This is a genomic window from Aureibaculum marinum, from assembly GCF_003813905.1.
Lineage (GTDB): Bacteria > Bacteroidota > Bacteroidia > Flavobacteriales > Flavobacteriaceae > Aureibaculum > Aureibaculum marinum.
In genome coordinates, this window is record NZ_RPFJ01000002.1 from 1 (window position 1) to 11,684 (window position 11,684).

Genomic DNA, 11,684 nt, shown 5'->3' on the forward strand with positions numbered 1-11,684 from the left:
ATTTCATTTATTAGCTGTTTCGCTAAGCGGGTGCAAATATAAAACCTTTTTTCTTCCCCGCAAGAAAAAAATAAACTTTTTTTTTATTTTTTCTCTCAAAACAACTTTTCAAAAAAACTACCACTCATCATCTCCCCCAAAGCGGGTGCAAATATACAATGGTTTTTTAATTACGCAACACTTTTTTAAGTTTATTTTTCGTGTTTTTTACGATTATTTTCTAACTACTTAAAAACCAATGTTAAAACTTAAAAAATAGACAACAAATATAAGTATAATCCTTATTAATTGATTAATTGCAAGACTTAAAGTTATTAACAATACATAACGATATTAACTTCAATTATCTTATCTACAAGTTTATTAGTTGATTTTTAAACACTTGCAACCTATCCTCGAAAGATACTATTGGCAATTTTAATATTTGTCTTGATTTTTCCAAATCAAATCCAGTCTTAGATGGACGCTTTGCTGGCTGACTTAATTGTGAGGTTGGTATTGATTTAATGTAAGATTTATCTAAATTGAATGCATCGGCAACTAACAGGGACAACTCATAGATACTTATTAATTTACTGCTAGAAACATTAAAAACGCCATAAGCCATATTTTGAATAGCCAAATAACAAGCTTCAGCCAAATCGTCAACCAAAGTAGGCATTCTAAATTGATCATTTACCATTGTGATGGTTTGCTTGTTTTCGACTGAATTTTTAATCCATGAAACAATATTATTCTTACTCATATTATCTACTATACCATATACCAGTATAGTCCTTAATATGGTATAGTTAATCGACGCTTGTTTAATCAATTGCTCCCCTTTAAGTTTAGAAAGTCCATAATAATTAATTGGATTTGGCTTATCTTCCTCAGAATAAGGTCCATTTTCTCCATCAAAAATAAAATCGGTAGAAATATGTATTAGATGGGATTTATTGTTTTTAACAACCTCAACAATGGTTTTAAGAGCTTCTACATTTACAGCATCACATTTTTCTCGTTCAGTTTCACATTGATCAACATTGGTCATAGCCGCACAATTGATAATATATGTAGGATTTACTTCATTAAGTAAATTGCTTAGCTTTTTATAATTAGTTATATCAATATTATAATAGGTATATTTTTTTGCTGTTTCATTTCTATTTTGACCTCGCGAAATTGCAATTACTTCAAAATTATCTTTGTTCGAAAATAGATTCACCAATTTTTGACCTAACAAACCGTTACTTCCCGTTATTACAATTTTTTCCTTCATTAAAAATATATACATTTAAGATTTGTTTCACTGAATACTAAACAAATGTGTTTCCTTAAAAACAGTAAAACTATAATTTAGTCTAACTTGTTTATTGATTATAAATCGAAAACTGAACTACGTTTAGTATAAATCATATCTTTCAATTTTAACAAAAACGCTATGGTTAGATAAATTCCAAACCAAAAGCCTAAAGTTATAAAAGAAATATAAATAAAAAACAGCCTCACGTTGGTCACACTCATGCCCAACTTATCAGCTAATCTTGAAGATACTTCGAACCCTCTTTTTTCAAAAAAATAACGTAGAGAATGAATCATTTTCATATTACAAAAATTTTGATGCAATTTAATAATTTTATTATTGAATTAAGATTATATAATCATATAGAATATAAGAATTCTGCGTAAAGTCTTATTTAAACAGAAACACTCTTTGAACTAACTATTCTGTAAACACTTCAATGGATAAAATTTAATAACTGTTTTACTGCTTTTAGCTTCTTAAAGTTTAAATTACTTCTAATCATAAATTCTATTCACAATTAATTACCTTTGCATCTTCCAATTTTTTATAAAAGATGCCAGATAATTATATAGATGTTCAAGGAGCTAGGGTCCATAATTTAAAGAATATTGACATTAAAATACCGAGAGAGAAGCTTGTGGTAATTACAGGTTTGAGTGGTAGTGGCAAATCGTCATTGGCTTTTGACACCATTTATGCAGAAGGGCAACGTAGATATATTGAAACTTTTTCAGCTTACGCAAGACAGTTTTTGGGTGGTTTAGAACGACCTGATGTTGACAAAATTGACGGCTTATCTCCTGTTATTGCTATTGAGCAGAAAACAACAAGTAAAAGTCCTCGATCTACCGTTGGTACTATTACTGAAATTTATGATTTTTTAAGATTGCTCTATGCTCGAGCTTCAGACGCTTACTCTTATAATAGTGGCGAAAAAATGATTAGTTATTCTGATGAGCAAATTATTGATTTAATATTAACTGATTTTAAATCAAAAAAAGTAAACATACTAGCTCCGGTAATTAAATCTAGAAAAGGGCATTATCGTGAACTTTTTGAACAAATATCTAAACAAGGTTTTGTAAAAGTAAGAGTGGACGGTCAGGTAATTGACATAGAAAAAGGCATGCGTTTAGATCGATATAAAACACATGATATTGAAATAGTTATTGATCGGTTATTGATTGAAAAAAAACAGCAAAAACGTTTAGAAGAAACTATTAAAACTGCAATGTATCATGGAGATGACACAATTTTAGTATTAGATGTTGAGACAAACACAACAAGATATTTTAGCAGAAGTTTAATGTGTCCTTCAACTGGAATTTCATATCCGAAACCCGAACCTAACTCATTTTCATTTAATTCTCCTAAAGGAGCTTGTGACAATTGTAATGGTTTGGGAGTTGTTAACGAAATAAATATTGATAAAATAATTCCTGATCCAACAGTATCTATAGCTAACGGAGGTATTGCACCAATTAATGAACAAAAAAGCAAATGGATTTTAAAGCAAATTGAACTTATTGCTGAAAGGTATAAGTTTAAGTTAACTACACCTATTAATAAAATACCCAAAGAAGCTTTAGAGGTAATTCTTTATGGAGGTAAAGAAAAATTTGATGTTCTTTCTAAAGAAATGGGTATCACTAGAACTTACACAATAGATTTTGAAGGGATTGCTAATTTTATTAAATATCAATTTGAAGAAACCAGTTCTGTTTCTATAAAACGTTGGGCTTCTAATTATATGGACGAGAATATCTGTTCTGTTTGTGATGGTTCTCGTTTAAAAGTTGAATCTCTACATTTTAAAATTCAAGGAAAAAATATTGCCGATTTGGCTAATATGGACATTGTTCAATTGGCTGATTGGTTTAAAAAAATAAAAAGCCAGTTAGGAAAAACACAAATGGCTATTGCTGAAGAAATTTTAAAGGAAATTGAAACTAGAATTCAGTTTTTATTAGATGTTGGCTTAAACTATCTTGCATTAAACAGAAGTTCAAAAACGCTTTCTGGAGGTGAAGCCCAGCGAATACGTTTAGCAACCCAAATTGGCTCTCAACTTGTTGGAGTTTTGTATATTTTGGATGAACCAAGTATAGGACTACATCAACGAGACAATCATAGATTGATTGAATCATTACAAAAACTAAGGGATATTGGAAACTCTGTTTTAGTAGTTGAACACGATAAAGACATGATTGAACAAGCTGATTATGTTATAGATATTGGACCTAAGGCTGGAAAATATGGTGGAGAAATTATTAGCAGTTCCACTCCAAAAGATTTGTTAAAGAGCACTACTCTAACTGCAAAATATATTAATGGTACAAAACAAATTTCTGTTCCTAAAAAGAGAAGAAAAGGAAATGGAAAATCTCTAACTTTAATTGGTGCTACTGGTAATAATCTTAAAAATATAACGGTAACATTTCCTTTAGGAAAAATGATTTGTGTTACTGGTGTTTCTGGTAGTGGAAAATCAACTTTAATAAATGAGACCTTATACCCTATATTAAATCGTCATATATATAGAGGTGTTAAAGAACCAATGCCTTATAAAAATATAGAAGGCTTAGAGCATATAGATAAAATTATTGACATTAATCAGTCTCCTATTGGCAGAACCCCAAGATCAAATCCTGTTACATATACAGGTGTTTTTAGCGAAATAAGAAATTTATTTGCTAAAACACCAGAAGCTCTAATTAGAGGATATAAGCCAGGAAGATTTTCTTTTAATGTAAAAGATGGAAGATGTGAAACTTGTCAAGGTGGTGGTGTACGTGTTATAGAAATGAATTTTTTACCTGATGTATATGTTGAATGCGAAACTTGCATGGGCAAACGTTTTGATAGGGAAACTTTAGAAATTAGATATAAAGGAAAGTCAATTTCAGATGTTTTAAACATGACTATTGATGAAAGTGTTCAATTTTTTGAGAACATTCCTAAAATTCATCGAAAATTAAAAACAATTCAAGATGTAGGTTTAGGCTATATAACTTTAGGACAACAATCCACTACCCTATCTGGTGGCGAAGCTCAGCGAATTAAACTAGCAACAGAACTATCTAAAAAAGACACAGGAAATACATTTTATATTTTAGATGAACCTACAACTGGATTACATTTTGAAGACATTAATGTATTAATGAAAGTTTTAAATAAATTAACTGATAAAGGAAATACTGTTTTAATTATTGAACACAATTTAGATGTAATAAAACTTGCAGATTATATTATTGACATTGGACCTGAAGGAGGGAAAAATGGAGGAAAAGTGCTTTGCACAGGAACTCCAGAAGAAATCATTAAAGAGAAAAACAGTTATACTGCTCAGTTTCTAAAAAAAGAATTACATTAGTAGGCTCTTCTCAATTCTTTTATTTTTAATAAACAGAAAAAGAAATTAAAAAAATCAGGCTTTATCTAAAAGTCAAATAACAATAATTGTTAAACAAAATAAATAATAAAAATATGTCGCCAGAATTAAATTCAAATGAGGAAAGAAAAATAATTGAAAAATTTCAACACAAAACATGGAATGAAATTAAAACTAATGACACTTGGGCAATTTTTAAAATTATGTCTGAGTTTGTGAATGGTTACGAAAAAATGAGTAAAATTGGGCCTTGCGTTAGTGTATTTGGCTCTGCAAGAACAAAACCAGATCATAAATATTATAAATTAGCAGAAAGTATATCATATGAATTAACTCAAAATGGATATGGGGTTATTACGGGTGGTGGACCTGGAATTATGGAAGCAGGAAACAAAGGTGCACATAGAGGCAAAGGAGTTTCTGTAGGATTAAATATTGATTTACCCTTTGAACAACATGATAATCCGTATATTGACCCTGATAAAAATTTAATGTTTGATTACTTTTTTGTTAGAAAAGTAATGTTCGTGAAATATGCTCAAGGTTTTGTAGCTATGCCAGGAGGATTTGGAACGTTAGATGAATTGTTTGAAGCTGTTACCCTTATTCAAACAAAAAAAATTGGTAAATTTCCAATTATATTAGTAGGTTCTGAGTTTTGGTCTGGTATTTTTGATTGGGTAAAAAAAGTACTAATAGAAAAATTTGGGAATGCTAGCCCAGAAGATATGAATTTAATACAGATAGTTGACACCGAAAAAGAAGTTGTTGATATACTTAATAGTTTTTACAAAAAATATAGTTTGAGTCCAAACTTTTAACTTACAAGAATGCAATAAAAACTTTTCAAAAACAAAATATGAAACTAAAGTTAATTTTAATAATGCTTTTGTTCTGGACTTCCATAATGGAAGCCCAGAGCGTTATTAAAACAATGTTTTATAATTTGTTAGAATTTCCAGAAGCTCCTCCTTCAAATAGACCAACCATTTTAAAAACAATTTTAGATGATTATCAACCAGATTTGTTTATGGTATGTGAGTTACAGTCAGAAGAAGGAGCTAATACTATTTTAAATACTTCGTTACAAACCACTAGCAACAATTATGATAGAGCTAATTTTGTATCGAATCAATCAAATCCGACAACTGATTTACAGCAATTGGTATTTTTTAATACAGAAAAATTACTATTAGAAAGTCAAGATGAAATCAACACTGGTGTTAGAGATATCAATCACTATTTATTTAAATTAAATACTCCTGATAAAGCTATCAATCCAATATATTTAGATGTTTTTGTAGCTCATTTAAAATCGAGTCAAGGCTTTGAGAATGAAGATTTACGTTTGGATATGGTATTAGATTTTACTAGTACTTTAGCTAATATTCCATCCGATCACTTTGTACTTATTTCTGGTGATTTTAATCTTTATACTGGTCAAGAAGGAGCTTATCAGGAATTGTTAGACCCTACAAATGCTATTGTTTTAATTGATCCTATTGATAAGGATGGAAATTGGAGCAACAATTCGTCATATCAGGATATACACACACAATCTAGTAGAACAACTAATGTAGATTTTGGAAAAAGAGGTGCTGGTGGTGGAATGGATGATCGATTTGATTTTATTTTAATATCAGAAAATTTAAAAAACAGTTCCATGTTAAAATATACTCCAAATTCTTACAAGGCGTATGGAAATAATGGCAATTGTTATGATAAAGCAGTAAATGACATTAATTGCACTGGCACCTATAGCCAAGCGATAAGAGATGCTTTGTATAATATGAGTGACCATTTGCCCGTAGTAATGCAATTGGAAACTGACCAAACATTAAGCACTAAAAACCCTAAACTAAACGCAAATAATATAAATTTTATAAATGGTAATCTAATAACAGATAACATCCATTTAAAAGCAGATGACAGTCTTTTAAATTTTAAAATTATTATCTATGATAGTACAGGACAACAAATTGAAACTATCACATTAGAAAAAAAAATTACTACCATTAACGCAACTAATTTTGCAAATGGTATCTATTATATAAAGCTACAAAATTCAAACTCACCGCTAAAATTTATAAAACTATAAATTGAGCATTACAAAATACATTATCGCAATATTCTTTTTTATGTCTCTTGTCAGTCATGCTCAACGTAACAAGACAAGTATTGACGCTGTTTTGGATTTTAAAAATAAAGAACTCCAAATACAACAAAAGATAATATATTATAACACTTCAAATGATAATTTAGACACATTATACTTTCACAATTGGGCTGCTGCTTATAAAGACAGGCACACACCATTAGCAAAACGCCTTATTGAAGATTATGACAAAAGTTTATATTTTGCTAAAGCAGAGTTAAGAGGTGGTACAGTAATAAAAAACATTTCAAGTAACTATATATCTGACAAATGGTATATAGATAAAAAAACTCCTGATATTATTAAAGTAATTTTAAACAAACCGCTAAAGGCAAAAGATTCAGTTGTATTATCATTAACTTATTTGACAAAAATTCCATCTTCTAAATTTACTAGATATGGTCAAGAAAATAATAATTATAATTTAAGGTATTGGTATATCAGTCCAGCTGTTTACAATGGCAAATGGCAACTCATGAGCAACCTAAATATGGACGATTTATACATGGAAGCTTCTGATTACGATATTAAATTTTCAGTACCACAAGGAGTTCATATTAATACAGATTTACATTATAGTAAATCCGTTAAACCTCCTTTAACTACCTATCATTTAACTGGAAAAAATAGAATTGATATTGAGCTTAACTTTAACGTTGTTAATGATTTTGTAGAATTTAAAACACAACCTAGAATTATAACTAATGTCGATGGCACCATTCTTAGTTACCCATTAAAATCTGAAATAATCAATAGAGAGTTAGATTTTATAAAAAAACATTTAGGTTCTTATCCTCACGATAAACTATTGGTAAATAACATTACATACCAAAACAATCCAATATATGGACTAAATCAATTACCAAAAATGTTTAATCCATTTAGTGGTGCTTTTGAATGGGATATAAAAATGTTTAAAGCTTTAACACGAGTTTATTTAGAAAAAACACTACTAATAAACCGTAGAACTGACGCTTGGATTCTAGATGGAATTCAAAACTTTTTAATGATAAAATATGTAGAAAAATATTATCCAGAAATAAAAGCAATGGGTAATATTTCAAAAATATGGGGAGTTCGTGATTTTAACATTGCTAAATTAAGCTTTAATGAAAAGTATCCTTTTGTATATCAGTTTGCTGCCCGAAAAAATTATGATCAACCGCTTACAATGAGAGCTGATTCGTTATCAAATTTCAATAGAAAAATTGTCAATAAATATAAAGCGGGATTGGGATTACAATATTTAGACCAATATTTAAATGACAGCATAGTTTCTTCAAGTATTAAGCAATTTTATAATGAAAGTTTACACAGAAAAACGAGCAGTTATTTATTTCAAAAAATAATAACTCAAAAAACAAACAAAGATTTAAATTGGTTTTTTGGAGATTATTTAAACTCTAAGAAAAAAATTGATTATACCATCAAAAAAGTAAAACAAACAGAAGACTCTGTAAAAGTAACCATAAAAAATAGAAGAAATATTACTGTACCCATTGCACTTTATGGAGTTAATAAAAAGGATATTACATTCAAAAAATGGATAACAAACATTGATTCTACTGCTACTATAACGATACCTAAAGGCAATTACGATCGATTATCTTTAAATTACGAATATTTATATCCAGAACTAAATTTAAGAGACAATTGGAAAAACCTAAAAGGGCTACTGAACAAACCTGTTCAATTTCGTTTTTTTAAGGATATAGAGAATCCCTATTACAATCAAGTTTTTTATAATTTTTATGCTGGTTATAACCTATATGATGGTTTAATATTAGGTCCTAGTTTATATAACGAAGCCATTTTTAAGAAAAAATGGTTGTATAAAATTACACCCACCTACGGTACAAACAGTGGTAAAATTGCCGGAGCAGCTTCTTTTGTATACCAACATATACCTGAAGAAACTTCTGTTTACAGATATAGAATTGGAATTAGTGCAAGTAACTTTCACTATGATAAAGACTTAAGTTATTTTAGATTTTCACCATTTGCTTCTGTAGAATTTAAACGAAAAACGCTTCGAGATGTCGGAGGGAGTGCTTTATCTGCAAGATATATTATGGTAGATAAAAAAATACCTGAAAATACAGCACGTTTGGAGCAAGATAAATACAACATTTTAAATCTTCGTTATGGCTTTTCAAAACCTGATATTATTCAAGATTTACGTTATAATTTAGACTTACAATTGGCAAATAGATTTGGTAAAATTGCTGCCGATTTTCGATTTAGAAAGTTAACAGATTCTAATCATCAATTAGATTTTAGAGTATTTTTAGGAACATTTCTATATAATAATACTACATCAGATTTTTTTAGTTTTTCTTTAGACAGACCTTCTGATTATTTATTTGATTATGATTACTTAGGACGATCAGAAACTTCAGGATTTATGAGTCAACAAATTATAATTGCCGAAGGAGGCTTTAAATCTATATTTGAAAATCCGTATGCAAATAGATGGATGGCTTCTACAAATGCAAGTTTTAGTTTATGGAGATGGATAGAACTTTATGCCGACGCTGGATTTTATAAAAATAATGGCTTAAAAACTAATTTTAAATATGATAGTGGCATCAGATTCAATTTTGTTCACAACTTTTTAGAACTGTATTTTCCTTTACAATCCAGTTTAGGTTTTGAACCTACTCAACAAGATTATGCCTCTAAAATTAGATTTGTAGTTACCTTAAACCCTGACAAATTAATTGGATTAATAAGAAGAGGATTTTTTTGATACTTATTATTAATAATTGTTGTTACAATGCATATGTGATTTTTGTTCAACAACAATAAACACTTACTTAAAAATATTATTCTTTAAAAATTTAACACTATTTTTTAAAATTTACTATAAATTTTACTTTACACAAGTAATTGATTAGTTTTATTTAGCTTTGTTTGAATTACAAACAATTAAATATAAAAATTATTGAAATTCACTCTTCATTTAGCCACTATCTTTGAAGAATATTAAAATGAACAGAAAGAAGAAGTATAAATTAACCTTAAACGAATACAAAAAGTTATTCGACTCACATTATGCTTCTCTATGTGTTTTTTCAAATACTTTTATAAATGACACTGAAGTTTCAAAAGATATAGTCCAAGATATTTTTATAAAAGTATGGGAAAAAAAGATAACATTTTTAAATAAACATACTATAAAGTCATTTTTATATACTTCTGTGAGAAATAAAGCATTAGACTATTTGAAAAGTAGCGTGTATAAAAAAACAGCAACAAAAAACTTGAGTGAAATTGAAAAGTTAGAAACAGAATCTGTCTTTTTACGCGAAGTAGTTATTACTGAAACTTCTATAATCATTGAAAATGCTATTAATACTTTACCAAAAAAATGTGCCGAAATCATTAAACTAAGTATAAATGATTATTCTAATGCTGAAATAGCGTCTACACTATCAATCTCTATTAATACCGTAAAAGCACAAAAAAGAATAGCGTATAAAAAACTGAGACCTCTATTAAAAGAACACTTTTTACTTATAATTTCAATATTCTAATAAATAAAATTTATTTTTTTTAACCCTATTTACACTTTTTGTCGTCATATAAGTATAATCATACTTTTTTATTGATGTCAAGGTTAACAAAAATACTTACATATTCAAAAAAAATAGCCAATTCCATATTGTTTGGAAAAAAAATTTCTGATATAGAAATTCCAAAAACTTTTAATGAAAAAGATACTGAGTATATTTTTAGTAATCTTTTTAATAGCTCTAAAGTTAATGAGCGTAAAAAATTAAAGGAAAGCATAGACAAAAATGCTGCATGGAAACATATAGAAAAAAGTATTTTTAGATCCAAAAGAAAAAAATCATATTGGAAATACGCAGTTGCAGCTTCAATTGCTTTACTTATATCTATTTCAATAATCTTTTTAAAAAAAGAGCAAACTTCCAACTCTACACTTGTTAAAAGTAACATTTTAATTGGATCAGATAAAGCTACATTAACTTTAGAGGATGGTACTAAAATAGCTTTAACTAATACCTCTGGCTATAATGATAATAACATAAAGAGTAATGGTAAAGAAATAATTTATAAAAAAAGAGAAGTAAAACCTAAAAGTGAAATTAAATACAATTACTTAACCATACCTAGAGGAGGTCAATTTGCCGTTCTATTACCTGACAGTACTAAAGTATGGCTAAATTCTGAATCGCAATTAAAATACCCTACTCAATTTATAGAAGGAGAAACCAGAACCGTAACCTTAATTTATGGTGAAGCATATTTTGACGTCTCTCCAGCAAGTAAAAACAATGGAGATCAATTTAAAGTCATTTCTGATTCAAATGAAGTAACTGTATTAGGTACTGAATTTAATATTAAAGCCTATAACAACGAAGACATAGTTTATACCACCTTAGTTGAGGGTAAAGTAATTGTTAATGGCCTAAACAATAGTTTACAACCTAACCAGCAAAGTTTATATAACAAAAAATCAAAGCAAATTGTTGTTAAGCCTATTGATGCTGAATTTGAAACTTCTTGGCGAAAGGGTTTGTTTCGTTTCAAAGGAAAACCACTTAAAGAAATTGTTATAGTACTTTCTAGATGGTATAATGTAGACATTAGCTTTAACAACGAAAAAATTAAAAACATAAAGTTTACAGGTACTTTAAGTAGAAACCAACAATTAGAAAGCATTTTATCTAGTATAAAAGATACTGGTTTTATAAACGACTATAAAATAGAAGAAAATAATATTGAAATAAAATAAAAGGGGATAAAGTATAACCTTGGACAGTACATCACTTTATCCCCAACATTAATCTATTAATTAATATTAACTAACAGACAATAAATTT

At 28.4% G+C, this 11,684-nt stretch carries 8 protein-coding genes; 6 read left to right on the top strand and 2 right to left on the bottom strand.

The features are described 5' to 3' along the window. Positions 1–352 precede the first annotated feature (352 nt). Both rfbD and EGM88_RS15965 read right to left on the bottom strand, forming a co-directional pair. Positions 353–1,261, bottom strand: coding sequence for a dTDP-4-dehydrorhamnose reductase (gene rfbD / locus EGM88_RS00860; protein WP_123895994.1), 909 nt, complete (start codon positions 1,259–1,261; stop codon positions 353–355). Positions 1,262–1,359: 98 nt separating this feature from the next. Continuing rightward, the gene (locus EGM88_RS15965) at positions 1,360–1,587 is read right to left on the bottom strand and encodes a PspC domain-containing protein (protein ID WP_238988333.1); all 228 of its coding nucleotides are present in this window, start codon (positions 1,585–1,587) and stop codon (positions 1,360–1,362) included. A 254-nt stretch (positions 1,588–1,841) separates the two neighbouring features. Between EGM88_RS15965 and uvrA the strand changes: the two genes are divergently transcribed. The 6 genes from uvrA to EGM88_RS00895 all read left to right on the top strand — a co-directional run bounded on the left by uvrA (position 1,842) and on the right by EGM88_RS00895 (position 11,596). Beyond that, positions 1,842–4,661: an excinuclease ABC subunit UvrA gene (uvrA, locus tag EGM88_RS00870; protein ID WP_123895995.1), complete on the top strand. Its 2,820-nt coding sequence runs from the start codon at positions 1,842–1,844 to the stop codon at positions 4,659–4,661. A gap of 113 nt (positions 4,662–4,774) precedes the next feature. Further along, a complete protein-coding gene (locus EGM88_RS00875; RefSeq protein ID WP_123895996.1) occupies positions 4,775–5,500 on the top strand; it encodes an LOG family protein in 726 nt (241 codons plus the stop codon). 38 nt (positions 5,501–5,538) lie between these two features. Then, positions 5,539–6,777 (top strand): hypothetical protein, encoded by a 1,239-nt coding sequence (locus EGM88_RS00880; RefSeq protein WP_123895997.1) that lies wholly within the window; start codon positions 5,539–5,541, stop codon positions 6,775–6,777. Between the two features lies 1 nt (position 6,778). Continuing rightward, positions 6,779–9,583, top strand: a complete 2,805-nt coding sequence (locus EGM88_RS00885) for a gluzincin family metallopeptidase (protein ID WP_123895998.1) — start codon at positions 6,779–6,781, stop codon at positions 9,581–9,583. A 241-nt stretch (positions 9,584–9,824) separates the two neighbouring features. Continuing rightward, on the top strand, positions 9,825–10,370 hold the full coding sequence (locus EGM88_RS00890; RefSeq protein ID WP_123895999.1) for an RNA polymerase sigma-70 factor: 546 nt from the start codon (positions 9,825–9,827) through the stop codon (positions 10,368–10,370). 74 nt (positions 10,371–10,444) lie between these two features. Continuing rightward, on the top strand, positions 10,445–11,596 hold the full coding sequence (locus tag EGM88_RS00895) for a FecR family protein (RefSeq protein ID WP_123896000.1): 1,152 nt from the start codon (positions 10,445–10,447) through the stop codon (positions 11,594–11,596). Positions 11,597–11,684 lie beyond the last annotated feature (88 nt).